The following is a 19,789-nucleotide window of genomic DNA, read 5'->3' on the forward strand; positions in this document are numbered from 1 at the left end:
ATAACGTTCGTTCACTTGAGACGGGTGGCGGAACGCGCCGAATGTGCGGTACTTCTCGGTACGGATGGATGTTGGCGTGTTCGTTTCATGGTCATGGAGGCAGTGATGGGTGTGGCAGCCGGCCCGATCCGTGTGGTGGTGGCCAAACCGGGGCTCGACGGCCACGACCGCGGAGCCAAGGTCATCGCGCGGGCGCTGCGCGACGCGGGCATGGAGGTCATCTACACCGGCCTCCACCAGACGCCGGAGCAGATCGTCGACACGGCCATCCAGGAGGACGCCGACGCCATCGGCCTCTCCATCCTCTCCGGCGCCCACAACACCCTGTTCGCCGCGGTCATCGACCTGCTCAAGCAGCGCGACGCCGAGGACATCCTCGTCTTCGGCGGCGGCATCATCCCCGAGGACGACATCGCCCCCCTCAAGGAGAAGGGCGTCGCCGCGATCTTCACGCCGGGGGCGACGATGTCGTCGATCGTGGAGTGGGTGCGGGAGAACGTCAGGCAGCCGACCGAGGCGTAGGCCGCGTTCGCGGGGGGGCCGACTTCGGTGGTGCGGGTCGTGTGTCGGCCGACCGCCGGTGGGGGCTGGGTGCGCAGTTCCCCGCGCCCCTTATGGGGCGCTGTCGTCGAGCTCTTTGAGCATGGCCGACCGGAGTCTCAGTGTTGTCACCAGGCGTTGGAACGCCTCCGCCCAGTAGCCGCCGGCGCCCGGTGACGCGTCCTCGCGTTCGTCCGGTACGGCCAGGAGCGCGTCCAGGCGGCCGGCTTCCGCGGGGTCCAGGCAGCGTTCGGCAAGGCCCATCACCCCGCTGAAACTCCACGGGTAACTCCCCGCGTCCCGCGCGATGTTGAGGGCGTCCACCACGGACCGGCCGAGCGGCGCCGACCACGGTACGGCGCACACACCGAGCAGCTGGAACGCCTCCGACAGGCCGTGCGCCGCGATGAAGCCGGCCACCCAGCCGGCCCGCTCCGCGCCCTCCAGCGTGCCCAGCAGCTTGGCCCGCTCGGCCAGGGACACCGCCCCCGGACCGCCCGCCTCCGGTGCCGCCGGAACCCCGAGCAGCGCTCTCGCCCACTCGGCGTCCCGCTGCCGTACGGCGGCCCGGCACCAGGCCGCGTGCAGCTCGGCCTGCCAGCCGTCCGCGACCGGCAGCGCCACGATCTCCCCGGGCGTACGGCCACCGAGCCGCGCCGGCCAGGTGGAGAGCGGGGTCGCCTCCACCAACTGCCCCAGCCACCAGGACCGTTCGCCGCGCCCGGTCGGCGGTTTGGCCACCACTCCGTCGCGCTCCATCCCCGGGTCGCACTCCGGCGGTGCCTCCACCGCGATCACCGGGCCGTTCCCGGTGTGGTCGACGGCCACGCACGACCCGGCCCGCACCGCCATCCGCCCGGCGAGCGCCGAGCCGGGCAGCGCGGACAGCAGCTCCGCCGCCGTCGTCCGCACGTTGCGGCTCCGGTCCGACAGCGCCTGCTCCAGGAACGGCTCGTCCCCGGCGGCCAGTCCCGTGCGCAGCGAGTCGAGGAACATCAGCCGGTCCTCGGCCCGCTCCGTCGCCCAGGTCCCGGCCAGCAGCTCGAGCGCCGCCTCGGGGGCCCGGGCCCGCAGCACGGCCAGCAGCGCGACCCGCTCGGCGAACAGCCCCTCCTGCCACAGCTGCTGTATCGCCTCGGTGTCCTCGGGGCCGGGCAGGGCCGCGCCGCCGCCCGGGACCGCGCGCAGGGCGAACCGCCAGTCCTGGTTGAGCCGGGCCAGCCACAGGGCACGCGGTCCGGCGAAGGCCAGCGCGGCGGGCCGCAGGTCGGTACGGCCCCTGGCCGCGTCCAGCAGTGCGGGCAGTGTCTGCGGGGGTGCGGCGAACCCGCGTGCGTTGGCCGCCGCGAGCCACTGCGGCAGCAGCTCCATCAGGTCGGGCGAGGTGCCCCGGCGGCTGCCGGCCGCGATGCCGGGACGGTCGGAGAGCAGCATCGCCAGCCGGCGGGCCGCGGCGGCCGGCAGCGCGGGGCGCAGGTCCTCGGCGGCCGGTTCGGGGCGGGGCGCGGCCGGTGCCGGACGCAGCCCGGCCCGCCGTCGTACGGTGGCCACGGCTGCCTCGTCCAGCAGGGCCACCGGAGCCTCACGGCCCGGCCCGCCGGTCGCGGGCGGCCGCCGGTCCGTGCCCAGCAGCGCCGTGGTGACGAGATCCTCCCAAGCGGTCACGGGGTTCCCTTTCCGCGAGTTCTGCGAGTTCCGCGAGTTCTGCGAGTCGGCTGGGGCGCGGGGCGGTGGTGCCGGGGCGGGGCGTGTGTCGGCCGGGTCAGCACAGCGGGACCGCCTCGCCCGCCGTCTCCGGCCAGGCCGTCAGCGGGGTGAAGCCGCGGTGGCCGCACTCGCCGAAGACCGTGACCGGGGCGCCCCCCGAGAGCGCGACCAGCCGCCACAGCCCGGGCCCGGAACGGGCGGCGGGAGCGAGCGGCAGCGCGGACTCACCCTCGGCGTCCGCCAGTTGCCAGGAGTCGCCGTCCGGGACCGGCACGACCCGGGCCAGTGTCACCGGCACCGACTCCAGCCACGGGTCGTCGCGCAGCGCCTCCCCGTACCGGGCCGCCGCCTGCGCGGTCGGCACGCCCGGCGGCCGTATCGAGAGGGGCGCGGGTGCGGCGAACCGCTCACCCAGCGCCGCCCGGTACTGGCCCGCGCCCGGATAGGCGGACAGCTCCGCCTCCAGGGCGAGGCCGACCGGCAGCGCCAGCTCGGGGGCGCGACCGGCCGCGCCGTAGGAGAGGAGCAGTGCCGTACGGCCCGAGTCGGCGCCGTGCAGCCAGATCCGGCGGGTCGTCAGCTTCGCGTCCGCCGCGTCGTACTGGGCGAGGACCAGCCAGCGGTCGCGCACCGGCGGGCCGTCCGCCGCGGCGGGCAGGCCGACACGGGAGCGGACCGTGGCCGCGAGGCCCGCCGGCAGCCGGTCCCGGCGCAGCCAGCCCTGGTCGAGAAGGTGCAGCAGCGCGCACTCCTCGAGGAGCCGCACCGGCCAGCCCGGACCGGAGCCGGGTATCGCCCCCAACTCCCGCACCCGCGCGGCCAGTCCGGGGGCCTGGGCGTCGACCATGCGGGCCGCCGTCTCCTCCCACAGTCCGTACCCCGCCTGCTCGGCCGCGGCCAGGCCGCCGCGCAGCAGGTCGGACAGGCGCTGCTCCAGCTCCGTGGCGCCCGCCGTGACCCGCTCGGCCCGCCTCTCCGCCCGGCGCCGGGCCGCCTCCGGATCAGCGGCAGCCGGGGAACTCCCGCCCTCCGCCGGCCGTTTGTCCTCCGCACGCCTGCGCCGGCCCGCGATCCACTGCTCGGCCCAGTCCGGGGGCTGCGGCACCGCCGGTACCGAGTCGTCCTCGCCCGCCCAGAGCAGGAGCAGTCCGAGGGCGTGCTTGCAGGGGAACTTCCGGCTCGGGCAACTGCACTTGTAGGCGGGACCCGCCGGGTCGGCGATGTCCACGATCGTCTGGTACGGCTTGCTGCCGCTGCCCTTGCACAGTCCCCATACCGTCCCCTCCTCGCAACTCCCGGTCCCGGACCACGGCCCGGCCGCCCCGAGTCTGCTTCCTGCTTTGCGTGACGCGGCGTCAGGCGCCAAGGCCAGCACCTGGTCCGCACTCCAGCGCACCCCCTGCTGAGTCATGTCATCGAAGGTAGATCCCGCCACTGACAATCGCCCCGGCGAGCGTGTTTGTGCAGGTCAGAGCGATTGTCAGTGGCGTGGTGCACGGTGGACACCAGATCCGAACCGGCCGAGCTGGAGGGGGCCTCAGCCATGACTGTGTCCGTGGAACTGACCGACCCGACGAGCACCGAGAGTGCGCTGCGACCGCACGCCGAGCACGCCTTCGCGGCCGAACTCGCGGCGCTGGCCGCGCAGGACGACCGGCCGCGCCCGGCCCGCTGGAGGATGTCGCCGTGGGCGGTGGCCACCTATCTGCTCGGCGGCACGCTGCCGGACGGCACGGTGATCACGCCGAAGTACGTCGGACCGCGCCGCATCGTCGAGGTCGCCGTCACCACCCTTGCCACCGACCGCGCCCTGCTCCTGCTCGGCGTGCCCGGTACCGCCAAGACCTGGGTCTCCGAGCACCTGGCGGCCGCCGTCAGCGGAGACTCGACCCTGCTGGTGCAGGGCACGGCCGGCACCCCGGAGGAGGCCATCCGCTACGGCTGGAACTACGCGCAGCTGCTGGCCCACGGCCCGAGCCGGGACGCCCTGGTGCCGAGCCCCGTCATGCGGGCCATGGCGGAGGGGATGACGGCGAGAGTCGAGGAGCTGACCCGGATCCCCGCCGACGTGCAGGACACGCTGATCACGATCCTGTCGGAGAAGACCCTGCCGATCCCGGAGCTGGGCGAGGAGGTGCTGGCGGTCCGCGGGTTCAACCTGATCGCCACCGCCAACGACCGCGACCGGGGCGTCAACGACCTCTCCAGCGCCTTGCGCCGCCGCTTCAACACCGTGGTGCTGCCACTGCCGGAGAGCCCGGACGCCGAGGTCGACATCGTGGCCCGCAGGGTCGACCAGATCGGCCGCTCCCTGGAGCTGCCCGCCGCGCCCGACGGCATCGAGGAGATCCGCCGGGTCGTCACCGTCTTCCGCGAGCTGCGCGACGGCGTCACCGCCGACGGCCGCACCAAGCTCAAGTCGCCGAGTGGCACGCTCTCCACGGCCGAGGCGATCTCCGTCGTGACCAACGGCCTCGCCCTGGCGGCCCACTTCGGGGACGGCGTGCTGCGGGCTGGTGACGTCGCGGCCGGCATCCTCGGGGCCGTCGTCCGCGACCCGGCCGCCGACCGGGTCATCTGGCAGGAGTACCTGGAGACGGTCGTCCGCGAGCGGGACGGCTGGAAGGACTTCTACCGCGCCTGCCGCGAGGTGAGCACATGAGGGACGACACGGAGTGGCGGCGGTCGCCCGGTCCCGGGCCGCTGCTGCTGGGGGTGCGGCACCACGGGCCCGGCTCCGCGCGGGCGGTGCGGGCCGCGCTGGACGCCGCCCGGCCGCGGGCCGTGCTGATCGAGGGGCCGCCCGAGGCCGACGCGCTGATCCCGCTGGCCGCCGACCCGGAGATGCGGCCACCGGTCGCGCTCCTCGCGCACGCCGTGGACGAGCCCGGCCGCTCCGCGTTCTGGCCGCTGGCCGACTTCAGCCCCGAGTGGGTGGCCCTCCGCTGGGCCCTGGAGCACGAGGTCCCGGCCCGCTTCATCGACCTGCCGGCCACGCACACGCTGGCCTGGGGGAAAGGGGAGGACGAAGAAGCGGTCGCGGTCCCCGGCACGGAGGCGGACGAGCCCGCCGCCGGGCGGCAGCAGCCCGATGGGGCCGACGAGTCCGGCGCCGGTCGTCAGCTGCGCGTCGACCCTCTCGCGGCCCTCGCCGAGGCCGCCGGCTACGACGATCCCGAGCGGTGGTGGGAGGACGTCGTCGAGCACCGGGACGGGGCCGGGGAGCGGGACGCGTTCGCGCCGTTCGCCGCGGTGGCGGAGGCGATGGGGGCGCTGCGGGAGACGTACGGGGCCGGCGGCCGCGACCGGGATCCCGTGCGGGAGGCCCACATGCGGCTCCGACTGCGCGCCGCGCAGCGGGAGTTCGGGGAGCAGGTCGCGGTGGTGTGCGGGGCGTGGCACGTGCCGGCGCTGCGCGCGAAGAGCACCGTCGCCGCCGACCGGGAGCTGCTGAAGGGACTGCCCAAGGTCAAGGCGGACCTGACCTGGGTGCCGTGGACGAACCGTCGGCTGGCCCGGGCGAGCGGCTACGGCGCGGGCATCGACTCGCCGGGCTGGTACGGACATCTGTTCCGCGCTCCGGACCGGCCGGTGGAGCGATGGCTCGTCAAGGTGGCCGGGCTGCTCCGCGAGGAGGACCGGATCGTCTCCTCGGCCCATGTCATCGAAGCCGTACGGCTGGCCGAGACGCTGGCCGTGATGCGCGGCCGTCCGCTGCCCGGCCTCGGCGAGACCACCGACGCGGTGCGGGCGGTGCTGTGCGAGGGCTCGGACGTCCCGCTGGCGCTGGTGCACGACCGGCTGGTGGTCGGGGACGTGCTGGGGGAGGTGCCGGAGGCGGCGCCCGCGGTGCCGTTGCAGCGGGACCTGGTCCGGGAGCAGCGCAGGCTCAGGCTCAAGCCGGAGGCGCTTGAGCGGGAGCTGGAGCTCGACCTGCGCAAGGACACCGACGCGGGGCGCAGCAGGCTGCTGCACCGGCTGCGGCTGCTCGGCGTCGAGTGGGGCGAGCCCGCGCAGTCCCGGGCCGGTACGGGGACGTTCCGGGAGACGTGGCGGCTGCGCTGGGAGCCGGAGCTGTCGGTGCGGGTGGCCGAGGCCGGGGTGTGGGGGACGACCGTCGAGGGGGCGGCGACCGCCAGGGCCGAGGCCGACGCGGTGCAGGCGAGCGCGCTCGCCGAGGTCACCGGGCTCGCCGAGCACTGTCTGCTCGCCGGACTGCCGGACGCGCTGCCGGTGGTGATGCGGGCGCTCGCCGACCGGGCCGCCCTGGACACGGACGTCGGCCACCTCGCCCAGGCCCTCCCGGCCCTGGTCCGCTCCCTGCGCTACGGCGACGTCCGGGGCACCGACATCCACGCGCTCGCCGAGGTCGCAGCGGGCCTTGCCGAGCGGGTCTTCGTCGGGCTTCCACCGGCCTGCGCCGCCCTGGACGCGGACGCGGCGGAGGAGATGCGCGGCCATGTGGACGCGGTGCACACGGCGGTGGGTCTGCTCGGCGAGCCAGGAACGGGGGCCGGGGCGGCGGCGGGGGCCGATTCCGGCGGGCGTGACCTGCGGGGCCGCTGGCGGGCCGTGCTGCGCACGCTGTCCGGGCGGGAGCGCGTGCCCGGGGTGCTGCGCGGGCGGTCCGTGCGGATCCTGCTGGACGAGGGGGAGCTGGGGCCGGAGGAGGCGGCGCGGCTGATGGGGCTGGTGCTCTCGCCGGGGACCCCGCCGGCGGACGGGGCCGCCTGGATCGAGGGGTTCGTGGGCGGCAGCGGCGGGGGCGGGATGCTGCTGGTGCACGACGAACGGCTGCTCGGCCTGGTCGACTCCTGGCTGACCGGGGTACCGGCGGAGGCGTTCACGGACGTACTGCCGCTGCTGCGGCGGACGTTCTCGGTGTACGAGCCCGGGGTGCGCCGGACGATCGGCGAGCTGGTGCGCCGCGGGCCCGGGGAGCGGCCGCAGGAGGGAGCGGGACGGACCGGGGGGACACCGGGCTTCGGTGCCGAGACGGACGCCGGGCGCGCCGACGCCGTACTGCCGGTGCTGCGCCTGTTGCTCGGCCTCGACGAGGGGGAAGACGCAGCGGAACCGGACAACGACCTTGTGGGGGCGGGGAGATGACCACGGACGTGACGGACGTGACGGATGTGTCGGACACGGCGGACACGACGGACGCCGGTGCCGGACTCGGCGATCCGGGCCGGGAGCGGCTGCGGCGGTGGCGGCTGGTGCTCGGGGGCGAGGCCGCCGACGGCACCGGGTGCGCGCTGTCGGGGCGGGACGCGGCGATGGACGGGACGCTGGCCGCGCTGTACGGCAAGGGGGACAGGGCCCAGTCGGGGCGGGAGCGTTCGGCGGGGCTCGGGGCGTCGGCGCCGTCGGTGGCGCGCTGGCTCGGGGACATCCGGACGTACTTCCCGTCCTCCGTCGTCCAGGTCATGCAGCGGGACGCCATCGACCGGCTCGGGCTGGCCTCGCTGCTGCTCGAACCGGAGATGCTGGAGGCGGTGGAGGCGGACGTGCACCTGGTCGGCACGCTGCTCTCGCTGAACAAGGCGATGCCGGAGACCACGAAGGAGACGGCACGGGCGGTGGTGCGCAAGGTCGTCGAGGACCTGGAGAAGCGGCTGGCCACCCGTACCCGGGCCACCCTCACCGGGGCCCTCGACCGCAGCGCTCGCATCAACCGGCCGCGCCACCACGACATCGACTGGAACCGCACCATCGCGGCCAACCTCAAGCACTACCTGCCGGAGTACCGGACCATCGTGCCGGAGCGGCTGGTCGGGTACGGGCGGGCCTCGCAGTCGGTGAAGAAGGAGGTGGTGCTCTGCATCGACCAGTCCGGGTCGATGGCCGCGTCGGTGGTGTACGCCTCGGTGTTCGGGGCGGTGCTGGCGTCCATGCGGTCGATCGACACCCGGCTCGTCGTCTTCGACACCGCGGTGGTCGACCTCACCGACCAGCTGGACGACCCGGTGGACGTCCTGTTCGGCACCCAGCTCGGCGGCGGTACGGACATCAACCGGGCACTGGCGTACTGCCAGTCGCAGATCACCCGGCCGGCGGAGACCGTCGTCGTCCTCATCAGCGACCTCTACGAGGGCGGGATACGGAACGAGATGCTGAAGCGGGTCGCGGCCATGAAGGCGTCGGGGGTGCAGTTCGTGGCGCTGCTCGCGCTGTCGGACGAGGGGGCGCCGGCGTACGACCGGGAGCACGCTGCCGCGCTCGCGGCGCTGGGGGCACCGGCGTTCGCGTGCACGCCCGACCTCTTCCCCGAGGTGATGGCGGCCGCGATCGAGAAGCGGCCGATTCCGGTGCCGGACACCGTGTGATGCCGCGCCTGGAGGGTGACTTGTCGACTCGGCGATGTCCGGCACCCGCCGTCAAAACGGACATGACTACCCATCGGTAACGGGGGGCTTGCGCAACCTCGGGAGTCCCGTGCAAGGATCGAAGTCTCCACGGGTCATTCACCGGCCTTCACACCGTCGGGCCCCTCTGCTCTGTTCCGCCGCACGGGAGGATCCTCCCCGTCTTGACCTCGCCAGCCGTTGTGTCCGGTGCCGCCGTGCGCGTGTTGCGCACGGCGCCGGGACGACGTGCGCTGCAACTGGCGCTGCTGGTCGGCGGACTCCTCGCGCTCGGCTTCCTCTGCGGGCAGCAGGCGCAGGCGGCCGAGGGAGCGCCCACGACTCCGACGTTGACGCCGTTGACGTCGGTCGTGCCCCAGAAGACGCCGCCGCCGGGGGCGCGGAAGTCCGCGGTCGTCGAGGCGGTGACGGCGGCGCCGGTGGCGTCGGCGGTGGACGGCGTCCACGAGGTCGTCCGGTCCGTGACCGGCACGGTGGCCGCCACCGTGAACTCTCCCGTCACTTCGGCCCTGACCGAGACACTCACCGAGACCCTCACCGAGACGGTGCGGCAGGTGACGGAGCTGCCCGTGGTGCAGGTGCCGGAGCTTCCCGTCGTCTCCGAGCCGCCGGTCGAGTCGGCACCGGCACCGGTGACGTCGACGCCCGGCCCCGCGCAGTCGCGGACGCCGGTCACGCACCACGCCGGGCACGACAAGTCCCGTAGCGAAAGGAACGCGGCGGCGACCACCGCGGTGTCGTACGGGCCGCGGATCACCGCCGTGGCCTTCGCGCCCGACAGGGCGACCCACACCGGGACCCACCGTGCCACCCGCGCCGTCGGCGCTCCCGCCCACCCCGCGCCCACCGGGGACCCGGACGGTGCGCTGGGCAAGTCGGCGGTCGACGGCAGCCCCTCCCGGCACGGTGACGCGCACGCCGTGACCTTCGCCGGCCGGGCGCCGCTCGGGCTCGTGCCCGGTGCCGCCGCGCGTCCCGACGCGGCCGGGACCCCGGACAGATACCGGGACATCCCCGTCTTCCCCGGCTAGGACCGGCGACCACCTTCCCCGCCACAGACCTGTCGCGTGGGGGCGGAACAGGTCTGCCCGCCCGTCCGGACCCTTTCGGATCCCCCTTCCGGACTCCGTGAGCACGTCACGGTTCCCCCTGCTCGGTTTCCCCTGCCGAGCGCTCCGGACGGCGATGTCCCCAGCCGCGCTTCCGGCCTCACCGGAAGCTCTCCCGGCTCCGTATGCGCGTGGCGAACGCGCCGGAGCCCCGAAGGACTGACGTACACATGAACGAATACATCGGCCGTTCCATGGTCACAGCCGCCGGCGGGACCTGGGCGTGGGCGTTCGGCCGGCCCGCAGCGGCCGGCCCGGAGGAGCCGCCCGCCGTGACGGGCCGGGCGGCCCGGATCCGCGGTGCCCAGGCCATCCAGGGCGCCCGCGCGGCCCGCGCCGCGACCGCCACGGCCAGGGCGCAGGCCACCGCCCGAGCTCAGGCCCAGGCCCTCCAGAACCGCGCGGCGACCATGCTCACGGACACCGCTCCCGGCCATCTCCCCTTCCCCTCGGCGGTCACCCCCATGGCCCCGGAGGCCGACCGCCGGGCGTAGACCCGGGTGAGCGGCCTTCTGTGACTCCGTGGGTGGCCCGGTGCGGGCGGCCGAATGCCGTCGTCCGTCCGGCCGGAGTCCCACGGTTCGGGTCGGCCCTCCCCCTGGGGCGGGGGCGGCCGCCCGGCCCCGAGAACCGGAGGTCCTCGGGGCCTGAGGCCTCACCGGGCCAACCCCAGCCCGGTGAGGCCTCGCACATCGCACGCAAGACGGCACGCCGTGCCACGAAAACCGGTGCTACCCGGCATCATGTGACAGGTATCACCGCTCAGGTGTGACTCCCGATTTAGAGACCCTCAGCGAGCGGCGATAACCTGCGAGACGGACATGCCGCGCGCTCGGACACCGTGTGCGCTTCCCCTGTGACCCATGCGGACGTCACGTTGCCCTTCGCGGCACGCCCACGCATCCAACGAACCGCGAGATCACTGATAGGGACGGAAGCGCGTGGACCTGTTCGAGTACCAGGCGAGGGACCTCTTCGCCAAGCACGATGTACCGGTGCTGGCCGGTGAAGTCATCGACACGCCTGAGGCGGCGCGCGCGATCACCGAGCGTCTGGGCGGCAAGTCCGTCGTCAAGGCGCAGGTGAAGGTCGGTGGCCGCGGCAAGGCCGGTGGCGTCAAGCTGGCCGCCTCCGCGGACGAGGCCGTCGCCCGGGCGACGGACATCCTCGGCATGGACATCAAGGGCCACACGGTCCACAAGGTGATGATCGCCGAGACGGCCCCGGAGATCCTCGAGGAGTACTACGTCTCCTTCCTCCTCGACCGTGCCAACCGCACCTTCCTCTCCATCGCCTCCGTCGAGGGCGGCATGGAGATCGAGGAGGTGGCGGTCACCCGCCCCGAGGCCGTCGCCAAGACCCCGATCGACGCGATCGACGGTGTGGACCTGGCCAAGGCCAAGGAGATCGTCGCCGCGGCGAAGTTCCCGGCCGAGGTCGCCGACAAGGTCGCCGACGTCCTGGTCACGCTGTGGGACACCTTCATCAAGGAGGACGCCCTCCTCGTCGAGGTCAACCCGCTCGCGAAGGTCGCCTCCGGCGACGTCATCGCCCTCGACGGCAAGGTGTCGCTGGACGACAACGCCGAGTTCCGCCACGCGGACTGGGCCGAGCTCCACGACAAGGCCGCGGCCAACCCGCTGGAGGCCGCCGCCAAGGAGAAGAACCTCAACTACGTCAAGCTCGACGGCGAGGTCGGCATCATCGGCAACGGCGCGGGTCTCGTCATGAGCACCCTGGACGTCGTCGCGTACGCCGGTGAGAACCACGGTGGCGTCAAGCCCGCCAACTTCCTCGACATCGGCGGCGGCGCTTCCGCCCAGGTCATGGCCAACGGCCTGGAGATCATCCTCGGCGACCCCGACGTCAAGTCGGTCTTCGTCAACGTCTTCGGTGGCATCACCGCCTGCGACGAGGTCGCCAACGGCATCGTGCAGGCCCTGAAGCTTCTGGAGGACCGCGGCGAGGACGTCTCCAAGCCGCTCGTCGTCCGCCTCGACGGCAACAACGCCGAGCTGGGCCGCAAGATCCTCACCGACGCCAACCACCCGCTGGTGCAGCGCGTCGACACCATGGACGGCGCCGCCGACAAGGCCGCCGAGCTGGCAAACGCCGCCAAGTAAGCACTCAGGACGAGGACACAACACACCATGGCTATCTGGCTCAACAAGGACAGCAAGGTCATCGTCCAGGGCATGACCGGCGCCACGGGCATGAAGCACACCAAGCTCATGCTGGCGGACGGCACCAACGTCGTGGGCGGCGTGAACCCGCGCAAGGCGGGACAGAAGGTCGACTTCGACGGCACCGAGGTACCCGTCTTCGGTACCGTCAAGGAGGCCATCGAGGCCACCGGCGCCAACGTCTCCGTCATCTTCGTGCCGGAGAAGTTCACCAAGGACGCGGTCGTCGAGGCCATCGACGCCGAGATCCCGCTGGCCGTCGTGATCACCGAGGGCATCGCCGTGCACGACTCGGCGTCGTTCTGGGCGTACGCCGGCAAGAAGGGCAACAAGACCCGGATCATCGGCCCGAACTGCCCCGGCATCATCACCGTCGGCCAGTCCAACGTCGGCATCATCCCGGGCGACATCACCAAGCCGGGCCGTATCGGCCTGGTCTCGAAGTCCGGCACGCTGACGTACCAGATGATGTACGAGCTCCGTGACATCGGCTTCTCGACCGCCGTCGGCATCGGTGGCGACCCGATCATCGGCACCACGCACATCGACGCGCTCGCCGCGTTCGAGGCCGACCCCGACACCGACCTGATCGTGATGATCGGTGAGATCGGCGGCGACGCCGAGGAGCGGGCCGCGGACTTCATCGCGAAGAACGTGACCAAGCCGGTCGTCGGCTACGTCGCGGGCTTCACCGCGCCCGAGGGCAAGACGATGGGCCACGCCGGTGCCATCGTCTCCGGTTCGTCGGGCACCGCCCAGGCGAAGAAGGAGGCCCTGGAGGCCGCGGGCGTCAAGGTCGGCAAGACCCCGACCGAGACGGCGAAGCTGGCGCGCGAGATCCTCGCCGGCTGAACAGCTGCGTGACTGAACGCCGGTAGGCCCGTCCCCGGGGTGGGGGTGGGCCTACCGGCGTTTCGCTCGCCCGCGCTTGCGGGGTGCCTCCCCCAGCCTTCGGCCGGGGGACCCCCAGCGCCCACCCGTGCCGCCCTGCGGCACGCCTGCCCGCAGCTGGGGAGCTGTGGAAGGAGCGGCTGGGCAGCGCCCCGTAAGGGGCGCGGGGAACTGCGCGACCAGCCCCCACGCACCCGCACCCAACCGTGCTACCTGGCCAGCGGCATCAGCCTCTCCGGCCCGCTGTCGGCAGACTTCCGCAGTTTCGCCTGCAGCGCCCGCTGCCCGGCGGACAACGGCCCCATCCCCACCTCCGCCGGGACCCCGCTGATCGCCTGGGCCGGGCCGATCGGCGCCTCGTAGTGCGTCGGCGCCGTCCGCAGCGTGAGGGTCGTCGCCGCGATGATCGTCGCCGTGAAGGCGAGCGCCGACCGGGTCCAGAAACGGGTCTGCCGTTCGGCGTACGTCCGCACGGTGGGCGGCTGGGCCGCCCGCAGCCGCTCCGTCGAGGCCAGTTCGGCGAGCCGGCGGTGCAGCGCGGCGGGGTCGGCGAGTTCCGGCACCCGGCCGGCGACCAGCCTCCGTGCGCGGGTCAGCCGGCCGGCCGCCGCCGGCGTGCTCGCCTCCGTCTCCGCCGCGGTCTCCGGCAGGTCGAGGCCGATGCCGTCGTACAACAGGAGCGTGCGGCGGTACGTCGTGGGCAGTTTCAGCAGCGCGTCCAGGAGCGCGCGGTCGGCCGCGTCGGCCGGCGGGGGCTCGGGGTGGCGGTGGCGCAGGCGGAAGCGGTGCCAGGGGGAGAGCGCGCACTCGTGCGCCACCACCCGCACCCAGCCGGCCGGATCCCGGTCGCGGGCCACCTGCGGCCAGTTCTGCCAGGCGAGTTGGAAGGCCCGCTCGACCGCCTCCTGCGCCAGCTCCCGGCGGCCGGTGAGCAGGTAGGTCTGCCGTACCAGAGCCGGGGCGCAGAACGCGTAGAGCGCGTCGAAGGCCTGAGCGGGCGTCAGCGCGGGGGACGGTCCGGCCTCGTCGGTACGGGCGGGGCTCTGTGTCATCGGGCGCACCTCCCTTCGAAAAAGCACATAAACATATATTGAGCGACACTTCGGCTGTTCACTGGTTACGACGGGAAAGCGCGTGTCGTTGGGAGCATGGCGGTCGTGATTCGGATGACCGCCCGCCGACCGTCGTTGCCGTCCCGCCGACCGTCGTTGTCGCCTCTGCTCGGCCGGGTGCGCGACCGCTCCCCGGGACTGGCCGCGAGCCTGGCGGCCGGCGCCCTCGCGGCCGGGCTCGGCCTGGCCGCGTTCGCCGTGCTGGTGATCGCGCTCTGGGTCAGCTCGCCGTACCCCGACAGCGGTCCGGGCGGTGCGGTGCACGTCGCGGCGGCGCTGTGGCTGCTCGCCCACGGCGTCGAACTGGTCCGCACCGACACGCTGTCCGCGCTACCGGCGCCCGTCGGGGTGACGCCGTTGCTGCTGCCCGCGCTGCCGGCGCTGCTGGTGTACCGGGGTACGCGGGACGCGGTCGACGCGCCGGACGGCGACGGCGCCGGCGCACCGCCGCCGGTCCGTGCCCGTACCGCGTGGACCGGGGTCGTCGTCGGCTACCTCGGCGTCGGCGGGTGTGCCGCGCTCTACGCGTCCGGCGGCGAACTGCGCCCCCAGTGGCCGTGGGTGGCGGTGTGCCTGCCGCTGCTCGCGGCGGCCGCGGCGGGCGCCGGGGTGTGGACGGCGTACGGCCGTCCGCGTGAACCGCTGCTGAGCCTGGTGCTGGTGCTGCCCGGGTCGGTTCGCAGGCTGCTGCTCGGGCGTGACTCGCGGGTGCGGTGGGGTACGGCGGTCCGCGCGTCCCTGGCCGGGACGGCCGTGTTCTTCGGGGGCGGGACGCTGCTGCTCGCGGCGTCACTGGTGGGGCACGGCGACGCGGCGCGGTCGTCGTTCCTGCAGCTGACGGCGGGCTGGTCGGGCCGGTGCACGGTCCTGTTCCTCTGCGTCGCGCTGATCCCGAACGCGGCGGTGTGGTCGGCGTCGTACGCCGCGGGCCCCGGCTTCGCACTCGGCGCCGGGCATCTCGTGAACCCCCTGGCCTCGGATCCGGCACCGCAGCTCCCGCCCTTCCCGCTGCTGGCGGCGGTGCCGCAGCACGGTCCCGGAACTCCGCTGAACTGGCTGGCCGGGGCGGTGCCGGTGACGGCCGGGGTGACGGTGGCGTGGTTCGTGGCGGCGCGGGCGGCCAAGCGGAGCTGGCCGGCCGGGCGCACGGCCGGGGTGGCGGCACTGGCGGCGCTGCTGTGCGCGCTGCTGCTCGCGGCGCTGGCCGAGCTGGCCGGCGGCCCGCTGGGCGTCGCCGCGCTGACCCGCTTCGGCCCGGTCTGGTGGCAGACGGGCATGGCGGCCGGCGGCTGGCTCCTCGCGGTGGGCGTACCGGGCGCCCTGGGGCTGCAGGCGTGGCGGAGGGAGGGCGCCGCCTCGCTCGCCGCATGGCTGGGGTTCGCGCCGGGGAAGCCGGGGGAGGGGCGCACGGCGGACAACCACAACCACAAACGCAAGCACAAGCAGAGGCCGGATCAGAAGCCGAAGCCGAGGAAGCAGAGGAAGCAGGGTCGCCGAACGCCGTCGCACAAGGCCCCGCCGCCCCCGGCCTCGGTCTCGCCCCGGGCACCGGCCTCAGTGTCGCCCCCGGCCCAGGTCGTGGTGGTCGGGCTGCGGCCCGATCAGGGCGACGGCGACGCGTCCGAGCGGTACGAGGCGCTGCCGGCCGAGCCGCGCGAGGTGCTGCCCGGAGACCCGCTGACCGGACTGTGGGAGGACGAGGCGGCCCGCAGGGCCCGCTGGACGGCGCGGCGGAAGCTGTACGGACCGGCCGCCGAGGACACCGACGCCCCCTGACCCTCCGGTCCTCTCCGGTCTCCTCCCGTCGCTTTCCGTACCCTGCCGCCCCCTACCGTCAGCTGTTCCCGGTCCCCAGCACGTTCCGCAGCTCCTGCGGCAGCAGGTGGTCGCAGGACTGCTTGGCCTCGTTGGTGAGGGCGTCCGAGACGCAGGTGTAGTAGTCGCGGTAGACCATCTGGGCCGTGAAGTTCGCCGCCACCAGGGCCAGCGCCAGGGACGCCGTGACCAGGCCGCTGATCGCCGCCGTCGTCTGGGGGCGGCCGGTGGTGGCCTCGTCGGGGGTGCGGGGCTTGGCGCGGAGCGCGCTGATGCCCCAGTAGACCGCCAGGGCACCGAGCAGCAGCGCCACGTACGGCCAGCTGAAGAGCGCGAAGAGGAAGGCCCACATGCCGCACAGCAGGGCGTACCGCGCCCGCCGCTGGGCCGGGTCCGTCGGGTCCCACCGCATTCCGGGGCCGCCAGGACCGCCGGGACCGGGACCGCCCTGACCGCTGCCGCCCGGGCCGCCGTCGGGACGCTCGCCGAACCCGCCGGGCTGCCGGCCGGGCTGCCGGTCGCTCCACTGGCTGCCCCAGAGCGCCCCCGAACCCTGATCGTCGTCACCGGCCGGGCGGCGCGGCCGCCAGGGCGTGTCCGGCGTGCCCTCGGGCGGCGGGGCGAAGGGGTTGTCGTCCTGCTGGTCGCCCTTCGGCCGGTCGGAGGGCGCGTCCGGCGGCGAGGCCGGCCGCTCCCGCAGCAGCACGGCGGAACGCGTCCCTCCCTGTACCGACTGCGGGGGGAGCATGCGAAGTCCCAGGCTGCGGTCCGGCATCAAGTGAGCGTCTTCCCCTAGATCAAGATGAACAGAACGGAGTTGATGGATACGACGGCTGGCTGCGGGTGATCGGCAGAGCAACCGAAACGACTGCCTACCCGGTGAACGCGCCGTATCCCGGACGCGTTCCCGCCGCGGTACCTCCCAGACGCTACCTTCCGGCCACGCCCCCGTCCCGTGGGGGCCGCCCGGTGTGCCGGTATCGTTGCTGACGGTCGGCCGCTTCGTAGACTTCCCCGTATCCCGGGGCGCGATGCACTCGTACGAATGTACAAAGCGGGTACGAGTCCGGCCGCCGTACCGACGCTCCCCCGAGAAAGGGCCCCCACCGTGGCCGCCAAGCCCGTGGCCAAGCGCCTCGTCGTGCTGGTCTCCGGATCCGGCACCAACCTGCAGGCGCTCCTCGACGCGATCGCGGAGAACGGCGCCCGGGCCTACGGCGCCGAGGTCGTCGCCGTGGGCGCCGACCGTGCCGGCATCGAGGGGCTCGCGCGTGCCGAGCGGGCCGGGATCCCGACCTTCGTGACCAGGGTGAAGGACTTCGGGAGCCGCGAGGAGTGGGACCGGGCACTGGCCGACGCCGTGGCCGCCCACGAGCCCGACCTGGTCGTCTCCGCCGGGTTCATGAAGATCGTCGGCAAGGAGTTCCTGGCGCGGTTCGGGGGGCGGACCGTCAACACGCACCCCGCCCTGCTGCCCAGTTTCCCCGGGGCCCACGGCGTACGGGACGCGCTCGCGTACGGCGCCAGGGTCACCGGCTGCACCGTCCACTTCGTCGACGACGGCGTCGACACCGGGCCGATCATCGCTCAGGGCGTGGTGGAGGTCCGGGACGAGGACGACGAGAGCGCTCTGCACGAGCGCATCAAGGACGTCGAGCGAAGGCTGCTCGTCGAGGTCGTGGGGCGGATCGCCCGCAACGGCTATCGCATTGAGGGACGAAAGGTAGTTATCCAGTGACCGCCGAGAGCACTGTCACGGCCGAGAGCGGCAAGCGGGCCATCCGTCGCGCGCTCGTCAGCGTCTATGACAAGACCGGGCTCGAAGAGCTCGCCCGCGGACTGCACGAGGCCGGTGTCGCACTCGTCTCCACCGGCTCCACCGCCTCCCGCATCGCCGCCGCCGGTGTCCCCGTCACCAAGGTCGAGGAGCTCACCGGCTTCCCGGAGTGCCTGGACGGCCGGGTCAAGACCCTGCACCCCAAGGTCCACGCCGGCATCCTCGCCGACCTGCGCCTGGAGGACCACCGGCAGCAGCTGGCGGACCTCGGCGTCGAGCCGTTCGACCTCGTGGTCAGCAACCTCTACCCGTTCCGCGAGACCGTCGCCTCCGGTGCCACGCCCGACGAGTGCGTCGAGCAGATCGACATCGGCGGCCCCTCCATGGTCCGTGCCGCCGCCAAGAACCACCCCTCGGTCGCGATCGTCACCAGCCCCGCCCGGTACGCCGACGTCCTCGCCGCGGTCTCCGACGGCGGCTTCGACCTCGCCACCCGCAAGCGGCTCGCCGCCGAGGCCTTCCAGCACACGGCGTCCTACGACGTGGCGGTCGCGAGCTGGTTCGCCTCCGAGTACGCGCCCGTCGACGACTCGCCGTTCCCCGACTTCCTCGGTGCCACCTGGGAGCGCGAGAACACCCTGCGCTACGGCGAGAACCCGCACCAGCCGGCCGCCCTCTACGTCGACGCCTCCGGCGGCGGCCTCGCCAAGGCCGAGCAGCTGCACGGCAAGGAGATGTCGTACAACAACTACACGGACACGGACGCCGCGCGCCGTGCCGCGTACGACCACGACGAGCCGTGCGTCGCGATCATCAAGCACGCCAACCCCTGCGGCATCGCGGTCGGCGCGGACGTCGCCGAGGCGCACCGCAAGGCGCACGCCTGCGACCCGCTGTCGGCGTTCGGCGGGGTCATCGCCGTCAACCGGCCGGTGAGCAAGGAGATGGCGGAGCAGGTCGCCGAGATCTTCACCGAGGTCATCGTCGCGCCCGACTACGAGGAGGGGGCCCTGGAGGCCCTCGCCAGGAAGAAGAACATCCGGGTGCTGAAGGCGCCGGGCGCCCCCGCCAACCCGGTCGAGGTCAAGCCCGTCGACGGCGGTGTGCTGCTCCAGGTCACCGACCGGCTGCAGGCCGACGGCGACGACCCGGCCAACTGGACCCTCGCGACCGGCGAAGCGCTCAGCCCCGGGGAGCTGGCCGAACTCGCCTTCGCCTGGAAGGCCTGCCGTGCGGTGAAGTCCAACGCCATCCTGCTGGCCAAGGACGGCGCCTCGGTCGGCGTCGGCATGGGCCAGGTCAACCGCGTCGACTCCGCGAAGCTCGCCGTCGAGCGGGCGGGCGAGGAGCGGGCACGCGGCTCCTACGCCGCCTCCGACGCCTTCTTCCCGTTCCCCGACGGCCTGGAGATCCTCACCGCGGCCGGCATCAAGGCCGTGGCGCAGCCGGGCGGTTCGGTCCGTGACGAGCTCGTCGTGGAGGCCGCGAAGAAGGCGGGCGTGACGATGTACTTCACCGGCACGCGGCACTTCTTCCACTGAGCCACCGGCAGACAGCGCGGAAACACCAGGGCCGTGTCCCCCTGCGCGGGGGACACGGCCCTTGGAGTACCTACCGGTGAACGCCTCAGTTGCTGCGGATCACGATCGTGCCGCAGACCTTGTCGGCGAACGTCTGGCGCTTGGAGTCCCACGCCGGCCACAGCCAGCCCAGGTAGCAGGCGAGGCTGTCCAGGATGTGCGCGATACGGCGGACGAACGCCATGCCGACGCCGATCGGCTGGCCGGTGGCCTCCTTGACCAGGCGGATGCCCAGCGCCTTCTTGCCGACCGTCTGGCCGGTGCGGCCCTCCATGATCAGCTGCCAGATGGCGACGCCGAGGACGGCGAGGAGGCCGATCGCTCTGATCGCCCCGTTGTTCCGGCCGACGATCACGATGATGTACGGCACCAGGAAGATGAGGCCGTCGACGACGGTGCCACCGAAGCGCTGGCCCCAGTTCGCGTACGGCGGAGTGGCGCCGTACCCCTGCTGCGGGTAGCCGTAACCGCCCTGCTGCGGGTAGCCCGGCTGCTGGGGGTAGCCGTAGCCCTGCGGCGGCACGCCCTGCGGGGCCTGCTGGTAGCCGGGCTGCTGGGGGTAGCCGTAGCCGGGCTGGCCCTGCTGCGGGTTCTGCGGCTGACCGTAGGGGTCGTTGGGCGCGCCGAAACTCATGACCGATTTCCTCCGTTGAACCTGCGGGGACGACGCGGACAAGGACGGAGGTACGTCATGATCTGAGCGGTTTGCC

At 73.6% G+C, this 19,789-nt stretch carries 16 protein-coding genes; 11 read left to right on the forward strand and 5 right to left on the reverse strand.

All coding sequences use genetic code 11. The features are described from left to right. Positions 1 to 105 precede the first annotated feature (105 nt). Positions 106 to 522, forward strand: a complete 417-nt coding sequence (locus ABZ887_RS05495) for a cobalamin B12-binding domain-containing protein (protein WP_361283127.1) — start codon at positions 106 to 108, stop codon at positions 520 to 522. A gap of 90 nt (positions 523 to 612) precedes the next feature. Here the strand turns inward: ABZ887_RS05495 and ABZ887_RS05500 are convergent, their stop codons facing one another. Both ABZ887_RS05500 and ABZ887_RS05505 read right to left on the reverse strand, forming a co-directional pair. After that, complete coding sequence (locus ABZ887_RS05500) at positions 613 to 2,205, reverse strand: DUF5691 domain-containing protein (RefSeq protein ID WP_361283129.1); 1,593 nt, start codon at positions 2,203 to 2,205, stop codon at positions 613 to 615. Between the two features lie 97 nt (positions 2,206 to 2,302). Beyond that, the gene (locus tag ABZ887_RS05505) at positions 2,303 to 3,658 is read right to left on the reverse strand and encodes an SWIM zinc finger family protein (RefSeq protein ID WP_361283131.1); all 1,356 of its coding nucleotides are present in this window, start codon (positions 3,656 to 3,658) and stop codon (positions 2,303 to 2,305) included. A gap of 132 nt (positions 3,659 to 3,790) precedes the next feature. Here ABZ887_RS05505 and ABZ887_RS05510 point away from each other — a divergent pair, with 132 nt between their 5' ends. The 7 genes from ABZ887_RS05510 (at position 3,791) to sucD (ending at position 12,756) form a co-directional block, all read left to right on the forward strand. After that, on the forward strand, positions 3,791 to 4,909 hold the full coding sequence (locus ABZ887_RS05510; RefSeq protein ID WP_361283133.1) for an AAA family ATPase: 1,119 nt from the start codon (positions 3,791 to 3,793) through the stop codon (positions 4,907 to 4,909). Beyond that, positions 4,906 to 7,356 carry a DUF5682 family protein gene (locus ABZ887_RS05515; RefSeq protein WP_361283135.1) on the forward strand — a complete coding sequence of 817 codons (2,451 nt, stop codon included), beginning with the start codon at positions 4,906 to 4,908 and terminating at the stop codon, positions 7,354 to 7,356. The genes ABZ887_RS05510 and ABZ887_RS05515 overlap by 4 nt, the downstream gene beginning before the upstream one ends. Continuing rightward, positions 7,353 to 8,573 (forward strand): VWA domain-containing protein, encoded by a 1,221-nt coding sequence (locus tag ABZ887_RS05520; protein WP_361283137.1) that lies wholly within the window; start codon positions 7,353 to 7,355, stop codon positions 8,571 to 8,573. The genes ABZ887_RS05515 and ABZ887_RS05520 overlap by 4 nt, the downstream gene beginning before the upstream one ends. Before the next feature lie 236 nt (positions 8,574 to 8,809). Further along, positions 8,810 to 9,643 carry a hypothetical protein gene (locus ABZ887_RS05525; RefSeq protein ID WP_361283139.1) on the forward strand — a complete coding sequence of 278 codons (834 nt, stop codon included), beginning with the start codon at positions 8,810 to 8,812 and terminating at the stop codon, positions 9,641 to 9,643. Positions 9,644 to 9,891: 248 nt separating this feature from the next. After that, on the forward strand, positions 9,892 to 10,215 hold the full coding sequence (locus tag ABZ887_RS05530) for a hypothetical protein (RefSeq protein ID WP_361283141.1): 324 nt from the start codon (positions 9,892 to 9,894) through the stop codon (positions 10,213 to 10,215). A gap of 447 nt (positions 10,216 to 10,662) precedes the next feature. Further along, positions 10,663 to 11,844, forward strand: a complete 1,182-nt coding sequence (sucC, locus tag ABZ887_RS05535; RefSeq protein WP_361283143.1) for an ADP-forming succinate--CoA ligase subunit beta — start codon at positions 10,663 to 10,665, stop codon at positions 11,842 to 11,844. Positions 11,845 to 11,871: 27 nt separating this feature from the next. Further along, entirely contained in the window at positions 11,872 to 12,756 is an 885-nt protein-coding gene (gene sucD / locus ABZ887_RS05540) for a succinate--CoA ligase subunit alpha (protein ID WP_089099337.1), read from the forward strand. Positions 12,757 to 13,004: 248 nt separating this feature from the next. Here the strand turns inward: sucD and ABZ887_RS05545 are convergent, their stop codons facing one another. Further along, the gene (locus ABZ887_RS05545; protein ID WP_361283146.1) at positions 13,005 to 13,847 is read right to left on the reverse strand and encodes a sigma factor-like helix-turn-helix DNA-binding protein; all 843 of its coding nucleotides are present in this window, start codon (positions 13,845 to 13,847) and stop codon (positions 13,005 to 13,007) included. Positions 13,848 to 13,943: 96 nt separating this feature from the next. Here ABZ887_RS05545 and ABZ887_RS05550 point away from each other — a divergent pair, with 96 nt between their 5' ends. Then, positions 13,944 to 15,683, forward strand: a complete 1,740-nt coding sequence (locus tag ABZ887_RS05550) for a DUF6350 family protein (RefSeq protein ID WP_361283148.1) — start codon at positions 13,944 to 13,946, stop codon at positions 15,681 to 15,683. A gap of 58 nt (positions 15,684 to 15,741) precedes the next feature. On the opposite strand, the gene ABZ887_RS05555 is transcribed toward ABZ887_RS05550, so the two are convergent. Further along, entirely contained in the window at positions 15,742 to 16,497 is a 756-nt protein-coding gene (locus ABZ887_RS05555; RefSeq protein WP_361283150.1) for a hypothetical protein, read from the reverse strand. A gap of 333 nt (positions 16,498 to 16,830) precedes the next feature. Between ABZ887_RS05555 and purN the strand changes: the two genes are divergently transcribed. After that, on the forward strand, positions 16,831 to 17,460 hold the full coding sequence (gene purN / locus ABZ887_RS05560) for a phosphoribosylglycinamide formyltransferase (protein ID WP_361283152.1): 630 nt from the start codon (positions 16,831 to 16,833) through the stop codon (positions 17,458 to 17,460). Then, positions 17,457 to 19,040, forward strand: coding sequence for a bifunctional phosphoribosylaminoimidazolecarboxamide formyltransferase/IMP cyclohydrolase (gene purH, locus ABZ887_RS05565; RefSeq protein ID WP_361283154.1), 1,584 nt, complete (start codon positions 17,457 to 17,459; stop codon positions 19,038 to 19,040). The genes purN and purH overlap by 4 nt, the downstream gene beginning before the upstream one ends. Positions 19,041 to 19,125: 85 nt before the next feature. Here purH and ABZ887_RS05570 read toward each other — a convergent pair whose 3' ends face one another. Beyond that, positions 19,126 to 19,713 (reverse strand): RDD family protein, encoded by a 588-nt coding sequence (locus ABZ887_RS05570; protein ID WP_361283156.1) that lies wholly within the window; start codon positions 19,711 to 19,713, stop codon positions 19,126 to 19,128. Positions 19,714 to 19,789 lie beyond the last annotated feature (76 nt).

Source organism: Streptomyces sp. NPDC047061 (genome assembly GCF_040643955.1).
GTDB lineage: Bacteria > Actinomycetota > Actinomycetes > Streptomycetales > Streptomycetaceae > Streptomyces.